This window comes from Colwellia sp. RE-S-Sl-9 (assembly GCF_048296855.1).
Lineage (GTDB): Bacteria > Pseudomonadota > Gammaproteobacteria > Enterobacterales > Alteromonadaceae > Pseudocolwellia.
Map to the genome: position 1 here is coordinate 902048 of NZ_CP182631.1, position 16217 is coordinate 918264.

Annotated in this window: 16 protein-coding genes; 9 read left to right on the plus strand and 7 right to left on the minus strand. The window is 34.8% G+C overall.

Annotated elements, in window-relative coordinates; translation table 11 throughout:
* Nucleotides 1–3: 3 nt before the first annotated feature.
* Nucleotides 4–507, minus strand: a complete 504-nt coding sequence (locus tag ACM9HF_RS03895) for a hypothetical protein (protein WP_473614393.1) — start codon at nt 505–507, stop codon at nt 4–6.
* 273 nt (nt 508–780) lie between these two features.
* Here ACM9HF_RS03895 and ccoN point away from each other — a divergent pair, with 273 nt between their 5' ends.
* Genes ccoN through ccoP form a run of 4 tightly spaced genes read left to right on the plus strand, consistent with a single transcriptional unit; the run spans nt 781 to nt 4036 of the window.
* Complete coding sequence (gene ccoN / locus ACM9HF_RS03900; RefSeq protein ID WP_077341785.1) at nt 781–2205, plus strand: cytochrome-c oxidase, cbb3-type subunit I; 1425 nt, start codon at nt 781–783, stop codon at nt 2203–2205.
* Nucleotides 2206–2215: 10 nt separating this feature from the next.
* A complete protein-coding gene (gene ccoO / locus ACM9HF_RS03905) occupies nt 2216–2860 on the plus strand; it encodes a cytochrome-c oxidase, cbb3-type subunit II (RefSeq protein WP_076419112.1) in 645 nt (214 codons plus the stop codon).
* 4 nt (nt 2861–2864) lie between these two features.
* On the plus strand, nt 2865–3062 hold the full coding sequence (locus ACM9HF_RS03910) for a cbb3-type cytochrome oxidase subunit 3 (protein ID WP_077341783.1): 198 nt from the start codon (nt 2865–2867) through the stop codon (nt 3060–3062).
* Nucleotides 3062–4036: a cytochrome-c oxidase, cbb3-type subunit III gene (gene ccoP / locus ACM9HF_RS03915; protein WP_473614394.1), complete on the plus strand. Its 975-nt coding sequence runs from the start codon at nt 3062–3064 to the stop codon at nt 4034–4036. The genes ACM9HF_RS03910 and ccoP overlap by 1 nt, the downstream gene beginning before the upstream one ends.
* A gap of 530 nt (nt 4037–4566) precedes the next feature.
* Here the strand turns inward: ccoP and ACM9HF_RS03920 are convergent.
* Genes ACM9HF_RS03920 through ACM9HF_RS03930 form a run of 3 tightly spaced genes read right to left on the minus strand, consistent with a single transcriptional unit; the run spans nt 4567 to nt 7366 of the window.
* Nucleotides 4567–5502 carry an aldo/keto reductase gene (locus ACM9HF_RS03920; protein ID WP_473614395.1) on the minus strand — a complete coding sequence of 312 codons (936 nt, stop codon included), beginning with the start codon at nt 5500–5502 and terminating at the stop codon, nt 4567–4569.
* 9 nt (nt 5503–5511) lie between these two features.
* Nucleotides 5512–6342, minus strand: a complete 831-nt coding sequence (locus ACM9HF_RS03925; RefSeq protein WP_473614396.1) for an amidohydrolase family protein — start codon at nt 6340–6342, stop codon at nt 5512–5514.
* A gap of 10 nt (nt 6343–6352) precedes the next feature.
* Nucleotides 6353–7366 carry a zinc-binding alcohol dehydrogenase family protein gene (locus tag ACM9HF_RS03930; protein ID WP_473614397.1) on the minus strand — a complete coding sequence of 338 codons (1014 nt, stop codon included), beginning with the start codon at nt 7364–7366 and terminating at the stop codon, nt 6353–6355.
* A 352-nt stretch (nt 7367–7718) separates the two neighbouring features.
* Here ACM9HF_RS03930 and ACM9HF_RS03935 point away from each other — a divergent pair, with 352 nt between their 5' ends.
* On the plus strand, nt 7719–8402 hold the full coding sequence (locus tag ACM9HF_RS03935) for a putative glycoside hydrolase (protein ID WP_473614398.1): 684 nt from the start codon (nt 7719–7721) through the stop codon (nt 8400–8402).
* A 95-nt stretch (nt 8403–8497) separates the two neighbouring features.
* Here ACM9HF_RS03935 and ACM9HF_RS03940 read toward each other — a convergent pair whose 3' ends face one another.
* The gene (locus ACM9HF_RS03940; RefSeq protein WP_473614399.1) at nt 8498–9274 is read right to left on the minus strand and encodes an IclR family transcriptional regulator; all 777 of its coding nucleotides are present in this window, start codon (nt 9272–9274) and stop codon (nt 8498–8500) included.
* 303 nt (nt 9275–9577) lie between these two features.
* Between ACM9HF_RS03940 and ACM9HF_RS03945 the strand changes: the two genes are divergently transcribed.
* Together ACM9HF_RS03945 and ACM9HF_RS03950 are read left to right on the plus strand one after the other, a co-directional pair.
* Entirely contained in the window at nt 9578–11206 is a 1629-nt protein-coding gene (locus tag ACM9HF_RS03945) for a sulfatase family protein (RefSeq protein ID WP_473614400.1), read from the plus strand.
* 223 nt (nt 11207–11429) lie between these two features.
* Nucleotides 11430–11843 (plus strand): hypothetical protein, encoded by a 414-nt coding sequence (locus ACM9HF_RS03950; RefSeq protein WP_473614404.1) that lies wholly within the window; start codon nt 11430–11432, stop codon nt 11841–11843.
* A 63-nt stretch (nt 11844–11906) separates the two neighbouring features.
* On the opposite strand, the gene ACM9HF_RS03955 is transcribed toward ACM9HF_RS03950, so the two are convergent.
* Complete coding sequence (locus ACM9HF_RS03955; RefSeq protein ID WP_473614408.1) at nt 11907–13040, minus strand: S-(hydroxymethyl)glutathione dehydrogenase/class III alcohol dehydrogenase; 1134 nt, start codon at nt 13038–13040, stop codon at nt 11907–11909.
* 163 nt (nt 13041–13203) lie between these two features.
* Here ACM9HF_RS03955 and ACM9HF_RS03960 point away from each other — a divergent pair, with 163 nt between their 5' ends.
* Nucleotides 13204–14070 carry a LysR substrate-binding domain-containing protein gene (locus tag ACM9HF_RS03960; RefSeq protein ID WP_473614411.1) on the plus strand — a complete coding sequence of 289 codons (867 nt, stop codon included), beginning with the start codon at nt 13204–13206 and terminating at the stop codon, nt 14068–14070.
* Between the two features lie 132 nt (nt 14071–14202).
* A complete protein-coding gene (locus ACM9HF_RS03965) occupies nt 14203–14925 on the plus strand; it encodes a 3-keto-disaccharide hydrolase (RefSeq protein ID WP_473614415.1) in 723 nt (240 codons plus the stop codon).
* A gap of 134 nt (nt 14926–15059) precedes the next feature.
* Here ACM9HF_RS03965 and ACM9HF_RS03970 read toward each other — a convergent pair whose 3' ends face one another.
* Nucleotides 15060–16217 carry a DUF1501 domain-containing protein gene (locus ACM9HF_RS03970; protein ID WP_473614419.1) on the minus strand — a complete coding sequence of 386 codons (1158 nt, stop codon included), beginning with the start codon at nt 16215–16217 and terminating at the stop codon, nt 15060–15062.

Below are 16217 nucleotides of genomic sequence, written 5' to 3' on the forward strand. Positions count from 1 at the left end.
TCACTATTGTTCATTAAAAGCTTGCACACTATCAAATTCAACAGAAAAACGTTCAATAATATTTTTCCCTTGGGGGGTATCTAATATAACTTCAAATAATATTATCCAACGCATGTTCTCTTCACTGCAACTTCCCAGCATAGTATTCGCCACATAACGCATTTTTTGCCCTTGGTAATAAGGCTCATTTTCCGCTAACTTAAGTTCAAAAAATAAAGGGATTTTCCCCATAAACATATTTTTCCCTTCCATGTAAGCAGATACTTTTTGAATCGAGTATTTGCTTTCTGAAATCAAAACAATATCGAAAGGGTTTTCGGTAACTACAGGTTCAATATTAAATAAAACAGAAAAATTACCTGAAGGTGATTTGATCAAACAAGGTGTTTGAGTTGAAATACACTTAAGTTCTCTCATCTCTATTTTTGCTTTTTTATTTTGTTCACAACCAAAAAAACAAAATACGAGAAATACTAATACAAATGGAATTGTTTTAATTTTAATCAAAATTCTTACTACTTATTATCACTATAATTAATAATTTACGCTATTTTAGCCTTGTTTTTAATCGTCAATCGTTTTTTTTATGATTTAGAACAATATTTCAACCTTTGAGTAATGACATTAGTCGATTAAATGTCTATCATTTCGCCCAGTTTTCTATGGATTGTGTAAATTCTCATTTCTAGTCTATAAATACTAGTTAGAAGTACGTAATATTTTATTTATACATGATAAGAAACGTCAAAATAATTAATAATTTAAATGTGGAACCAAAACATGAGTCAAAGTAATACGTCGACAGTTGATTACAACATGAATGTTGTTCGTCAATTTACTGTTATGACTGTCATCTGGGGATTCGTAGGTACATTAATAGGTGTTCTTATCGCTGCGCAATTAATTTGGCCAGCTTTAAATTTTGAGACGCCTTGGCTTACATACTCCCGTTTACGCCCTCTTCATACCAATGCTGTAATTTTTGCATTTGGTACTAGCGCCTTATTTGCCACTTCGTATTACGTAGTGCAGAGAACCTGTAAAGTAGCCTTATTTGGTGGAAAACTTGTACCTTTTACTTTTTGGGGCTGGCAAGCAGTTATTATATTAGCCATTATTACTTTACCTATGGGTTACACCAGTAGTAAAGAATATGCCGAATTAGAATGGCCGATTGATATTTTAATTGCTGTTGTTTGGGTTTCGTATGCCACTGTATTTTTCGGTACGGTAGTTAAACGAACAACGTCTCATATTTATGTAGCTAACTGGTTTTTTGGTGGTTTCATATTAACAGTTGCTGTTTTACATATTGGTAACAGCATGGTTATTCCTGTATCCATGATGAAATCTTATTCCATATACTCTGGTGCTATCGATGCGATGATGCAATGGTGGTACGGACATAATGCCGTTGGATTCTTATTAACCGCTGGTTTCCTAGGTATGATGTACTACTTTGTTCCTAAACAAGCTGAGCGTCCTGTTTATTCTTACCGTTTATCTATCGTGCATTTTTGGGCTTTAGTTTCGTTATATATTTGGGCTGGTCCACATCATCTTCATTACACAGCTTTACCTGATTGGGCTCAATCAGTTGGTATGGTTATGTCTATCGTTTTATTCTTACCTTCATGGGGTGGAATGATAAACGGTATTATGACGTTATCAGGCGCGTGGCATAAACTTCGTCACGATCCTATTCTTCGTTTCTTAATTGTTTCATTATCTTTCTACGGTATGTCTACGTTTGAAGGTCCTATGATGGCAATTAAATCAGTTAACGCACTTTCTCATTACACCGACTGGACTATAGGCCACGTACATTCAGGTGCTTTAGGCTGGGTTGCTATGGTATCTATTGGTGCTATGTATCACCTAATTCCAGTGTTATTTAATCAAGGCCGTATGTACAGTATTCGTTTAATCAACATTCATTTCTGGATGCACACTACAGGTATTGTTCTTTATATTGTAGCTATGTGGATTTCTGGTGTAATGCAAGGCTTGATGTGGCGTGCTGTAAATGCTGACGGTACATTGACGTATAGTTTTGTTGAAAGCTTAACCGCTTCATACCCATTCTACTTTATTCGTTTTGTTGGCGGTGTTTTAGTGGTAGCAGGTTTTGGTTTAATGATTTTCAACATGATTAAAACAATCTACGCACCAGATAACAGTCTTAAAAAAATAGAAATGGCATAAGGAGGCAGTAATGAAAAACAAACATGAAAGTTTAGAAAAAAACGTTGGTCGCTTCTTTATCTTCACTATTATGGCAATTAGTATCGGTGGTCTAGTTGAAATCACACCGTTATTTTTCCAAAAAGCGACAACAACACCTGTTGATAACTTAAGAGCTTATACTGCGCTTGAAATGGAAGGTAGAGACATTTACATCCGTGAAGGTTGTAACGTATGTCATAGCCAAATGATCCGCCCTCTTCGTGCAGAAACAGAACGTTACGGACATTATTCTGTTGCAGGTGAATCTGTATGGGAACATCCATTTTTATGGGGTTCAAAAAGAACAGGACCAGATCTAGCTCGTGTTGGTCAACGTTATAGTGATGACTGGCACAAAGCGCATTTAATTGATCCTCGTTCAGTTGTTCCAGAATCAAACATGCCAAGCTTTAAATGGTTAGATGAAAATTACTTAGATGGTAATTTAACCGCTAAAAAATTAGAAACATTTAACTTTTTAACAAGAAACCGTAGCCATAAAGATGAAAATGGTAATGCTATTCCTCTTTATACTCCTGAAGAAATAGCCAATGCGAAAGCGGCTGTTAAAGGCAAAAAAGAGATAGATGCACTTGTTGCGTATCTTCAATCTCTTGGCCATGCGTTGAGATAATAGTATGGATTACGGAACGCTTCGAGGGGCTTTTGCCCTACTAATTTTGGCACTATTTATCATCATAGTGGTTTGGTCTTACAGCAAAAAAAGGAAATCAGCATTTGATGATGCTGCAAATTCTATTTTTGAAGAAGACGACGTAAAAACAAATGTATCGAACCAAAATGTTGAAAGTAAACAAGCAGGAGACAAAAACTAATGTCTAGCTTTTGGAGTATATGGGTTACAGTTCTTTCCCTAGGCACGTTGGTATTTATGTACCTTATTTTACGTATGTGTTTAAAGAACTTTGCTGGTGTTCCTGAAGGTGAGTCAATGGGACACACTTTTGATGGCATCGAAGAATTAAACAACCCTCTTCCTAAATGGTGGAGTACATTTTTCTTAGCTACCATTATTTGGGGCTTTGGCTACTTACTTCTTTACCCTGGGTTAGGGAATTGGGAAGGTTTATTAGGCTGGAAAAGCTCTAACCAAGGCATATTAAACCTAGAAGAATCTAAAGCTAAAACAGCTGAATATTTAAAAGAAGGTTCAAACGTTTTAGTACAATACGATCGTGAAATACATGCTGCTGATGAAAAATATGGTCCTATTTTTGAAGCTTACGCTGCGCGCAGCATTGAAGAGCTAGCTGCTGATAAAGAAGCATTAAAAGTTGGACAACGTTTATTTTTACAAAACTGTTCACAATGTCATGGTTCTGATGCTCGTGGTACAACAGGCTTTCCTAATCTAGCAGATAAAGACTGGTTATACGGTGGCTCACCGGAAGCAATTAAAACCACTATTTTACACGGTAGAAAAGCTAACGGTATGATGGCATGGGAAACAGCTCTTGGCGGCGATAAAGGCGTTAAAGAAGTTGCTGCTTATGTAATGAGTTTAAGTGGCAGAGAAGTTGACCCTACCCTTGCTTCAGCAGGTAAACCTAAGTTTCAAATGTGTGCGGCTTGTCATGGCCCTGAAGGTAAAGGTAGTTTAGCTATGGGAATACCATTAGGCGCACCTAACCTTACTGACAATATCTGGTTATATGGCGGCTCTCAGCGTGTTATAGAACAATCTATTAAAAATGGCCGAGCAGGTGTTATGCCAGCTTGGGTTAATATTTTAGGTGAAGAAAAAGTTCACGTAATTAGCGCTTATGTTTATAGTTTATCTCAAGACTAGTTAACAATATCCATCATTTGAAATAAATACAGTTTATTTCACTAAAAACGCTTAATGTTCTGCATTAGGCGTTTTTTATTACCCTTCTCTTTCTCATGCTTTTCTTTATTTTTCTAATATTAATAGATGTTCTAAACTGGGTTTAAGAGATACTTAGCGGATTGAAATATAAAAATAATTTTATTTAGCCTTTAGCTTTATAGTTTTTCTTAATTCAAGGCAAATTTCGCGTCAACAACTGGTCTATTGCAAGTAAATTTAACGTAGAAATTAGGGGAAATAGCTGCTAGAGAAGCATTTGTTAAGTAGAGCTTTTAAATGAATTGGCTAACATTCATTAACCCGAGATGAAGTTAAATACTCTTAACAAGAAAGAATGTAATGAAGAAAAGTGCATACGAATAACACAATTCAAAAGAGAGTTAGGCTTTAGTAGGAATGTATATCGAAGGAATGAGAATAGGTGTTAAGAGTGAAAAATACTCAAAGCTTCTACTAAGTTGAAACTTTGAGTATGGATGTAAAGATAATTAATCTTGATTTTCAGGGTAACCTGATGGCCAAACAACAGGTACATTATCAAATAACGTTCTAATTTCTTTAACTAAAGCTTGGTTTATCGGCTTTTCTGCCCATTCAATGTTTTTAACAATATTAACAGGGTTGGCTGTTCCAACTAAAGTTGATGATATTGCAGGATGGTCTATCGCGTATTGCAAAGCAACTTCTGTAATGTCTACACCTTGGCTTTGACAAAGTTTTACGGCCTTTTGACAAGCAGCAAGCAATTGTTGATTACCTGGATGCCACTCTGGCGCACCTCGATTTGTTAATAACCCCATACCGGTAGGTGAAGCATTAATGATACCTACACCTTTTTCTTCAAGTGAAGGAATGATATTAGCTAAAGAATTATCGTACAAAGCATAACGGCAATAAGTAAGAATACAATCAATATCGGCCTGTTTAATGGTTTCAGAAAACATTTTTAACGGGTAGCCGGTTACACCAATATAACGTACTTTGCCTTCTTGCTTTAATGCTTGTAAGCAAGGTAAAGCTTCATTAAATATTTGTTCTAAATTACCGAATTCTATGTCATGTAAAAATAAAATATCTACGCCATCAACACCTAAACGACTTAAGCTTTCATCTAAACTGTTTCTTATTCTTTTTTCAGAAAAATCAAAATCAGCATATTCAGCGCCATAGCGTCCTGCTTTGGTCGATAAAATATATTTATCGCGTGGTATACCTTTTAATGCTTTTCCTAAAACAGTTTCAGCCTTAGTTAAACCATAATACGGTGAAACATCAATCAAGTTAACGCCCATATCAATTGCCGTATGAACAGTTCTGATCCCATCGTCTTCACTAATATCTCTAAAAACACTACCTAAAGGTGAGGCGCCGTAACTTAAACGTGAAACGTTAAGATCAGTTTTACCTAGTTTTCTATATTCCATAATAATTTCCTACGTTATTCGATAAAAGGCTAACGCATTATTACCGAAAACGTCTTCAAAATTGTCTGGATAGTTCACCAAAACAAAGTCTTCAATAATTTGTTTAATTTGGGCATATTCACCAGCAAGTAAACACACCGGCCAATCAGATCCAAACATGACACGTTTAACACCAAAAGCATTAAAAACTACCTCAAGGTATTGAGTAAAGTCTTCTGCTTTCCAGTTGTGTATATCAGCTTCAGTTACCATGCCCGACACTTTGCAATATACATTAGGCTTTTCCGCCAATTTAAACATGGCTTCCTTCCATTGCTCAAAGCCTTCTCTAGCTAAAATAGCAGGTTTAGCAATGTGGTCTATAACAAAGTTTAATGTTTGAAATTGATTAACTAATTCAATAGTTTGAGGGAGTTGATTAGCAAACACTAAAAGGTCATAGGTATACCCTTTTTCTTCAAGAATTTTCAAACCGTTAATAAATTCAGTTGTAAGCATAAAATCACTATGCTCACCTTGAAGTACATGCCTAAAACCTTTAAGAACAGTAAAGTCTGTATATTGTTCTAATTGTTCAGCTAAATCAAAACTGCGTAAATCAATCCAACCCACAACAGCTTTTATAATATGACTTTGTTTAGAGAGTTCAATTAACCATTGCGTTTCATGAGTTGTTTGCCTTGCTTGTACAACAATACAACCGTCAATATTATTTTCGTTTAAAATAGGAGATAAATCTGAAGGTAAAAAATTATGTTTTAATACCAGCTCTGAATCACCTATCCAATCATACTCTTCAGGGCTGTACTGCCAAAAATGCTGATGTGCGTCTATTCTCATAGTTAATCTATTAATCCATCTCGACAACGGCTTTAATAACACCGCTATCTGGTTTTACCCAGTCATCAAATATTGATAAAAAGTCACTAAATTTAGCCGTGTGTGTTACAAACGACCCACTTTTTGCTTTACCATTTTTTAAGCAAGCTACAACATGTTCAAAATCTTCTAAGGTTGCATTTCTACTACCCAGTAACGTGGTTTCACGTTTATGAAATTCTGGGTCTTCAAAGGTTATAGGCGATTTAATTACACTAACAAATACAATACGCCCACCATGAGCTAAATTAGTAAAAGTAGACTCCATCGCTTTAGCATTACCCGTACAATCTATAATAACCGTAGGGAATTGGCCATCAGTTAAATCGCTAAGTTGTTGAGTTACGTCACCGAGTGCATTCACGGTACCGTCAATCCCATACTCTTTTACACAAAAATCTAATTTATCTTGCATAACATCAGAAACAAACACTTTTGCTCCTGCTATTTTAGAAAATTGAAGTGCACCAATACCAATGGGCCCAGCACCTAACACTAAAACAGTATCTTGCTCGTTTATTTGTGCTCTTTTAACAGCATGAGCCCCTATAGCTAAACACTCTATTAATGCCATATCGTTAAAGCTTACACCTTCAGTAACAACCACAGCAGACTCAGGAACAGCAATATATTCACACATTCCACCGTCACGATGAACACCTACAACTTCAATATTTGTACAACAATTTGGTTTGTTATTACGACAAGCAATACATTCACCACAATGTAAGTAAGGAATGATATAAACAGATGAACCTAAAGGTATATCAACACCGCTGCCTACTTCATCAATAATACCTGATAATTCATGCCCTAATATTCGAGGATAACTAAAAAAAGGTTGATTACCACCGTATGCATGTATATCCGTGCCACAAATGCCAATAGATTTAATCCTAACAAGCACCTCCCCTTTTTTAGGAACAGGCTTGTCCAAAGTCTTTGACTCTAAAATTCCAGGCTCTACACATATTATTGTTCTCATAATCGAACAAACTCCAAATAAACAAGTGGTTTTATATTTGATTTTATTCTACCACCATATTTACAAAAATATACTTATTTTTTGAATATGAATGCACAACTTCATATTTAAGTTATCTTTATGAAATACTAAAGATGAGTATAAACAAGCGTATTTAACGGAACTTTAATGAGGTAATGTTCCATTAAAGGTATTGCATTCATTATAAAAATTGGTATATTTTTTAATAGATGTAATAATTAAATGTTATAAATTTACCTAAAATACCGATTAAATGCAGATTCAATCATTTAAATTTAAATAATTGATTAATAAAACTAACAAGGATTGTATTAATAAATAGGAAAACAGCATGAAACAAAACGCTCTAACCACTAATAAAATGATGCAATTAGCCACTCTAGTTTGTGCTTCATTGTCATTTCAAAGTTTAGCTTTCAATGACGACCCATTAACAACTTATATAAAAGACGGTCAATTTGTTGGTAAATGGAAAGGAAATTTAAGTAATGGTCTAAATTGGAATATCCCTTTGGTCAATCAAACCGGAGAGACAGAACGTGGTAATTTGGTTGTTGCTCCAGCGACAAAAAATAAAGAAAATGACGCTCTACACTTGAAATGGAAAGGAAAAACAGTAAAAAATCAGTGGGGTGGTAATTTACTTAACGACTCAAATTTCACTATCACTAAAAACATGATCAATATTGCATCTGTTGAAAACCAAGCGGCATTAATGATTGAACTAAAAGTAAACCGATCTGCAAAAGATAACACAACCATATCAATGCAATGTAATTACTCTAATAAATGCCTAGGCAAATTTCCGGTTAAGGCTATTATTAATAGATTACCAAAAGATGAATGGACACAACTCCCTATCCCATTAAATTGCTTTAATAAAGACGGTAATTTTGACTTTAGCAAAGTAACCTCAATATTTTCAATCGGAACTGAAGGTAAATTAGATATTGAAATTGCTAATATTAGTTTAGTTGCACTACCAGCAGGTAACAAAGGATGTAAAGCGGATTAAAACAAAAAAGCCATCACTTTGAGGTGATGGCTTTTCTTATATTTTTCTACCTATACCCGTTAGATAATTTATATCTTAACTATAATGATCTTCAACTAAATCTTACGAACAATACCATAGGTTAATGCTTTAGAAAGCTCCTCAGCAGCATGCTTTAATTCTTCAATCACTTGATCAATATTCATTGATTCTGGTATCCGCTGAATAAAAGGTATAGTCAGTGTTGCCACAGCATGATCATTATCTATAATAGGAAATGAAATATCCGTTACACCTTGAACATAAGCACTATCGCCCTTAAAGTAACCTTGCTTACTTACTTTTTTACAATCATTAACAAAGTGTTTAATTTCATCTTCAGAATGATGTTTATTTAAACGCTTAAACATTGATTCTTTTTTATCCGGATTTTGAAAGGCAAATAATATTCTACCTGATGCTGAAAATAAAATAGGTCTTCTGTAACCTACCCTAACGGAATAAGACATAACACTAGGCGTTTCAACTCTTGAAATAACAACAATCTGCTCTTGCGACTCTACAGCTATATGACAAGACATTGCTGTTTTTTCAGCCAAATCACGCATAATAGGTTGAGCATATTCTAAAATATCTTTAATAGGTTCATGTTCCGTACCTAATTGAAGCAATTTACGAGTAACTTGGTACCCGTCAACATCTTCACTTTTTTCAATATACCCACGTTGTTCTAGTACGAGGATCATACGATATATTTCAGCATTTGAACGACCTAATATTTCAGCAATAGCTGACGTACTATAAGCTGTAGAATCTTTAGATAGTAACTCTAGAATATCTAAGCCTTTTTCTAAAGCCGGTGCTGAATATTTTTTTACAGGTTTGGCATCCATAAAATTTTACCTATTTTGAATTAAAGACTTAAACTAAGCCTATAAAATATAATGTCTACTTTCTGATAAACTAATTTACTCTGCATTAAGTAGCGATGTATTATCTGTTATTATTATTGTTTATCCATGAATATTAACACCTTAATACCCCTTCTCCAATAATAAAAAAGCTTTAAAACGTGTTTTTTGTTTTTTCATATATAAATATAACAACATTATCTTCCGTATAACAATTTACCTCCTATTGACATACTTTAAATATAAACACATAATTTTACATACAACAAACATTTCGAGATATTAATGAAAAAATTATCTATAACAATCAGTATTTCAGCGATCCTATGTTTATTGGCCGCTTGTAATTCAAATATAAATTTAAACAATAATACTCAAATTGAAAAAACAAAGCCTTTAAATGTACTTTATATAATGACGGATGATCATGCAGCTCATGCTGTAGGTGCTTATGAAGGTCGATTTGCGAAGCTAAACCCAACTCCAAACATTGATAAATTAGCTGATGAAGGGATGCTTTTCACTAATACTTTTGTAACAAACTCTATATGTACACCAAGCCGAGCCAGCATTTTAACAGGTCAATATAGCCAAACAAATGGGGTTTTAGATTTAAGAGGCAGTATAGAAACTAAAAATCAGCACTTACCTACTCTCATGAGTAAAGCGGGATATCAAACAGCTATAATAGGTAAATGGCACTTAAAAAAAGAACCAGGGGCTTTTGATTATTACCAAGTGTTAGAAGGACAAGGGACTTATTTTGATCCTACCTTTAGAGTTCAGGGCGATAAAGCATGGCCTAAAAACGAAGTTAACTACAAAGGTTATTCGTCTGATGTGGTTACCGATTTATCTATTGCATGGTTAAAAAATAAAAAAAGCGACAAACCTTTCTTTTTAATGCATCAATTTAAAGCACCGCACGACATGTTCGAATACGCTCCTCGCTATGAAGACTACTTAGCCGCAGAAACCATTCCAGAACCAACCGATTTATATGGTGTAAAAGCAACATTTGGTTCTATCGCCACTCGTGGTGTTAACGATAAACTGATTAAAGATATTGGCACATCGGTTTCTAAAAGACATAACCGCAGAAGCATGGGAATCGATCTTGGTGTAGATCCTTCTTTACCTGAAGAAGAATTTACCAGACAAGCATACCAAAAATATGTAAAAGCCTACTTACGCTGTGTTAAAGGTGTAGACGATAACATTGCACGTTTACTACAAACATTAAAAGACCTAGGCGAGTACGATAACACTATTATTATTTATACTTCAGATCAGGGGATGATGTTAGGCGAACATGATTTTCAAGATAAGCGCTGGATGTATGAAGAGTCAATCAGAATGCCTTTTATTATTAAAGACCCACGTATGACAACCCAAGGTCAAAAAAGTGATTTATTGGTGAACAACACAGACTTTGCCCCATTAATTTTAGACTTAGTTGGAATTAAAGTACCTGAATATATGCACGGCAAAAGCTTTGCATCGGCTTTACAAGGAAAAACCCCTGATAACTGGCGTACGGCAAGCTACTACAGATACTGGACACACAGAGCTTATCACGACGTACCAGCACACTTTGGCTTACGTTCTAAAGACTATAAACTTATCTTTTTTTACGGTGCTAACTTTATGGAAAAACCTTTCCCTTTTTATGATAAAAAATGGGTAGCTAAAACAGGGCTTCACAATAGTGCTATTAATACGCCAGCAGCTTGGGAGCTTTACGACTTACGCAAAGATCCTACAGAACAAAACAACGTTTATAGCAACCCTGAATATTTAAAGGTTGTTGATGAACTTAAAATTGAATTAAAACGCCAACGTAAGTTATACAATGAAACAGATGAGAAATATCCTCATCTTCAAAAAATTATTGATAAACATTGGAACGATTAACCTCTGCGATATCATCACTAAAAACGGCAATTTAATTGCCGTTTTTTTACATTCATAATTAATTTTCTTATTATAAATTATTTCAATTTTTGTTTTTAATACTTTGAGAATTAAAGTTATTGGAGTAAATTATACGAGTTCAATGGATAAATTAAGCTCTTTTATACTTAGCTATTATTTGTGAAATAAATATCAAAATAGTTAAAAATTTTAACTCATAAAAATGATTAATTTATTAAAAGAACTATTATTAAAGATAGAAACATCTACAACCCCATTATTAGCGACACTTATGAAATTTATTATATTAAAAAACTTGGAAGCTTATCTCGTTAAAGAAAGAGTTCCTACAGAATATAAAAGTTTGGCTTTAAGCTGTGAATCTCAACTAGGAGAACTAACGACACTCATCATTTTTCCTCATAATAAAAAAGATATTGTGAAAAGTTCTCTCGTTAAAAAAGCTTTAAATAAACTCGGTGAATTAACAGACCATAGTTTGGTGGTTGTGGGAGGATGTTTTAGTGCTGAATCAGTTGAACTTCTCCATCAACAAAATGCCATCTTTCTCTCTTTATCTGAAATTCATTGGACTGATTCAGGAAGTAGTAAATTACAAAAACAACATAAGTTTTAATTTAATATACGATCAAACACTGCTATTAACTCTCATCAATAGCAGTGTTTTATAAAATAATAATTACGACTTATCAAAATGAATAACAGTTCGAATACTCTCGCCTTTATGCATTAACTCAAATGATTCGTTTATATCTTCTAAGGTCATTGTGTGAGTAATAAAATCACTCAATTTAAATTCACCAGCCAAATAACGCTCAACGTAATCAGGCAATTCTGAACGCCCTTTAACACCACCAAAAGCCGAACCTCTCCATACGCGTCCAGTAACTAATTGAAATGGACGAGTTGAAATTTCTTGTCCTGCGCCAGCAACGCCAATCACTACAGATTCACCCCAGCCTTTATGACAACACTCAAGCGCTGAACGCATTAAATTCACATTACCAACACATTCAAATGAATAGTCAACACCACCATCGGTTAGTTCAACAATAACGTCTTGAATCGGTTTATCGTAATCTTTAGGGTTTATACAGTCAGTTGCTCCTAATTTTTTCGCTAATTCAAATTTACTTTCATTAATATCAATCGCAATAATACGGCTTGCTTTAGCCATAGTTGCGCCAATAACCGCTGACAAGCCAATACCACCTAAACCAAATATAGCAACCGTTGCGCCCTCTTCCACTTTGGCTGTATTCATTACCGCGCCCATACCTGTTGTTACACCACAACCAAGTAAGCACACCTCTTCTAACGGCGCTTCTTTATTTACTTTAGCTAAAGATATTTCAGGTAATACTGTGTATTCCGAAAAAGTTGAACAGCCCATATAATGGAAAATAGGTTGACCATCTTTATAAAAACGCGTGGTGCCGTCTGGCATCAGCCCTTGACCTTGTGTTTCTCTAATTTTCTGACACAAATTAGTTTTACCAGACAAACAGAATTTACATTCGCCACATTCAGGCGTGTAAAGCGGAATAACATGATCCCCAACTTGTACGCTAGTCACACCTTCGCCTACTTGTTCAACAATACCGCCACCTTCATGACCCAAAATAACAGGAAAAATCCCCTCAGGATCCTCACCAGATAATGTAAATGCATCTGTATGACAAACTCCTGAAGCAACAACTTTAATAAGGACCTCACCTTTACGGGGTAACATAACATCTACTTCTTCAATAGATAATGGTTGTTTAGGTCCCCAAGCAATAGCAGCTTTCGATTTAATAAATTTATCAGACATATTTACTCTCAATTTTAAATTAATAAGGTTTAATTGATTCTGTTAATACAACAATAACAGTATTCTAATTTTAATGCGTTATACCCAATAGCCTATTATAGTTATTTCTAAAACAATGATAATATATTAATTTGTAAATCACTATTACATATAGGTAACAATAATGCAGTGGGAAGGTATTAGCGAATTTGTCTACGTAGCTGAAAATGAAAGCTTCACTCTCGCCTCAAAAAAAATGGCAATATCTACAGCTCAAGTTAGTCGGCAAATAAGTGCCTTAGAAAAGCGCCTCAATATCAAATTACTTTACCGAACAACACGAAAAGTATCGCTAACCGAAGAAGGTCGTGTTTTTTATCAACACTGTCGAAGTGTCTTAGATGCTTTAAATACAGCCGAACAAGCCGTTACCCACTTACAAACCAAGCCGCAAGGTAAAATAAAACTTACCGCATCGGTCACTTATGGTGAACAACAAATATTACCGTTAGTTAATAACTTTATGATGCAATACAGTGATATTGAAGTAACAGCATATCTTAGTAATCAACAACTCGACTTAATAGAAGGCGGATATGATTTAGCGATTCGATTAGGTAAATTAAATGATTCATCGCTAATGGCAAGAAAACTAGGAAAAAGAACAAACTATGTTTGTGCCTCCCCCACTTACTTAAGCAAATATGGCGCACCTCATTCATTGCCTGAACTATCCAAACATAGTTGTTTATTAGGCACTTTAGATTATTGGCATTTTCAAGAATCATCTAAAGATAAAAACATTCGCGTTACAGGTAAGTTACGCTATAACAGTGGAGTTGGTTTAGTTGATGCCGCATTAAAAGGACTAGGTATAGTTCAGCTGCCTGATTATTACGTTCAACAACATATAGAAAGCGGAGCACTGATAACCTTATTAGATAATTACCGTGTACCCGATGAAGGTATTTGGGCAATTTATCCACAAAACCGTCATTTATCACCCAAAATTAGACTACTTATTGATTATTTAACCAAACAATTGACATAATTTATTTATTACCCAGTAAAAGTCCCTGCTAAGATTAAAAGCACAAATAAATCAGTAACTTTATATATAAAACACTTTAAATTTAAGTTAATCTATTTTCATATATTAAACAGATAATTTTATAGGTGCATTATGAAAAAAATTTATTTATCCATTTGTTGTATCTCTGCGAGTTTTTTGGCTTCAGCTGAAAAAAAAATAGATCCTAAATTAACTGAGCAATGGACTCCTATTCCTGAGATAGTCACACCCTCACCTGTACCTTCTGACGCGATTGTTCTATTTGATGGTAAATCAACCGAAAATTTAGAACATGGCGATGGTAGCAAAGTAAAATGGAAAGTAGAAAATGGTAACCTCACCATAGAACCGGGTACCAAAGGGATTTTTTCAAAAGAAAAATTTTGTGATATACAACTGCACATTGAATGGAAATCACCAGAAAAAATCGCAGGTAAAGCAGGGCAAAAATTAGGTAATAGCGGTTTATTCATACAAAGCCGCTATGAGGTGCAAATTTTAGACTCTTATGAAAATCAAACCTATGCTAACGGTCAAGCCGGATCAGTATATAAACAATCAGCTCCTTTGGTTAATGCGATGAAACCAACAGGCGAATGGCAAACTTATGACATTATTTACCATGCGCCAAAATTTACTGAAAAAGAGCTAAGTAAACCAGCAGATATAACCGTTTTACATAATGGTGTATTGATACAAGATCACTTTATTTTAAAAGGTGGAACTGTATATAGAGGGCAACCAAAATATAGAGCTCATGGTTGCGACCGACTATTGTTACAAGATCATAACGACAAAGTTAGCTTTCGAAATATTTGGGTGCGTAAACTATAACGCTCTTAAAATTTTATTTTTTAATGTGCTGAGTTCTCAATATTTGGATATAACGTTAAAAATATAAAAATTCATGAAGATCCATTAGTAAAGTCACCCTGCTGATGTATCTTCACTCATTTTATTAAAAACGATTAAGCGACAATTTTTATTGTCGGCTTATGCTCAATAAATTCAGCAGAAAACACATCATTAAGTTGATCATCCGATAGCCCCCATTGCTCTCCTAGTACATGGGCTATCCAAGAAAAACTATTAGATGTAGGCGTTAAATCTCGCTGTTCAAACAATTGCGACTCACTTAATCCCGGCCAATCACCTAAAACCTTACCCCCTTTAACACTTCCACCCGCAATAAACAGATTTGAAGCGGTACCGTGATCAGTCCCCCTTGTACCATTTTCTTTTGCTGTACGACCAAATTCAGTGGCAACTATCACTATAGTGTCTTTCCACGTTTCACCTAACCCTTCTTTTAAGCTTTCAAGGCCGTTATCTAATTCGGTAAGTTGCTTATTTAAACGAGTATGTTGATTATTATGAGTATCCCAACCTCCAAGTTCTAACATGGCACAATCAATTGCATTGTTGTTTTTTAATAGCTGCGCACAAGCTTTAGTTAAATCGATAAACTTTCCTTTACGTTTTTCTGATACCGCAGAACCCGCCATATTTTGAGTGTTTAATCCTTCTTTTAACCTTGACGATAACAACGCATCCTCAGCATATAATTTACCTAGTGCAGCATACACATCATCGTCAGCATCTTTCAACGACGAAGGATACCAAGTACTGGTATTGTCGTTACCGCGTAAGCTAACAGGAGTAGAACGCGATACCGCTAACGCTTTTTTATTTTTGTGCTTTAACGCTCTCGCTAACCAACCTGAATCTTCATTTATGGTTATTAAGCCTGATTCTAAAAAATCTTGTCCGTCAAAGTGCGAACGTCTCTTATAGCCCGAACCAACAGCAACCACTGGCATAAGTTCTTTATTTTTATACCAAGTGTGTAAATGTTGAAGCGCAGGATTAAAAGCAAAACCATTGTCTAATGGCAATAATTTATCTTTAACGCTTCTATATAACGAAGGTCTTAACTTAGCTAAATCAGCCTCAAATGTGGGGACTATTGTATGCAATGAATCTAATCCGCCTCTTAATACTACCCACACAATTTTTTTAGCATTAATTTGGCTTCCCGTTAGTGCTTTAGCTTTACTGGCAAAAGCTGCCCCTTGAAATAAAACTAAACTTGCGCCTATAGTTTTTATAAAGTGACGACGTTTCAT

Excerpts from the sequence above, each read along its gene's own strand:
- ccoN (WP_077341785.1), top strand. The coding sequence starts at position 781 with ATGAGTCAAAGTAATACGTCGACAGTTGATTACAACATGAATGTTGTT.
- ccoO (WP_076419112.1), top strand. The coding sequence starts at position 2,216 with ATGAAAAACAAACATGAAAGTTTAGAAAAAAACGTTGGTCGCTTCTTT.
- ACM9HF_RS03910 (WP_077341783.1), top strand. The coding sequence starts at position 2,865 with ATGGATTACGGAACGCTTCGAGGGGCTTTTGCCCTACTAATTTTGGCA.
- ccoP (WP_473614394.1), top strand. The coding sequence starts at position 3,062 with ATGTCTAGCTTTTGGAGTATATGGGTTACAGTTCTTTCCCTAGGCACG.
- ACM9HF_RS03920 (WP_473614395.1), bottom strand. The coding sequence starts at position 5,502 with ATGGAATATAGAAAACTAGGTAAAACTGATCTTAACGTTTCACGTTTA.
- ACM9HF_RS03925 (WP_473614396.1), bottom strand. The coding sequence starts at position 6,342 with ATGAGAATAGACGCACATCAGCATTTTTGGCAGTACAGCCCTGAAGAG.
- ACM9HF_RS03930 (WP_473614397.1), bottom strand. The coding sequence starts at position 7,366 with ATGAGAACAATAATATGTGTAGAGCCTGGAATTTTAGAGTCAAAGACT.
- ACM9HF_RS03935 (WP_473614398.1), top strand. The coding sequence starts at position 7,719 with ATGAAACAAAACGCTCTAACCACTAATAAAATGATGCAATTAGCCACT.
- ACM9HF_RS03940 (WP_473614399.1), bottom strand. The coding sequence starts at position 9,274 with ATGGATGCCAAACCTGTAAAAAAATATTCAGCACCGGCTTTAGAAAAA.
- ACM9HF_RS03945 (WP_473614400.1), top strand. The coding sequence starts at position 9,578 with ATGAAAAAATTATCTATAACAATCAGTATTTCAGCGATCCTATGTTTA.
- ACM9HF_RS03950 (WP_473614404.1), top strand. The coding sequence starts at position 11,430 with ATGATTAATTTATTAAAAGAACTATTATTAAAGATAGAAACATCTACA.
- ACM9HF_RS03955 (WP_473614408.1), bottom strand. The coding sequence starts at position 13,040 with ATGTCTGATAAATTTATTAAATCGAAAGCTGCTATTGCTTGGGGACCT.
- ACM9HF_RS03960 (WP_473614411.1), top strand. The coding sequence starts at position 13,204 with ATGCAGTGGGAAGGTATTAGCGAATTTGTCTACGTAGCTGAAAATGAA.
- ACM9HF_RS03965 (WP_473614415.1), top strand. The coding sequence starts at position 14,203 with ATGAAAAAAATTTATTTATCCATTTGTTGTATCTCTGCGAGTTTTTTG.
- ACM9HF_RS03970 (WP_473614419.1), bottom strand. The coding sequence starts at position 16,217 with ATGAAACGTCGTCACTTTATAAAAACTATAGGCGCAAGTTTAGTTTTA.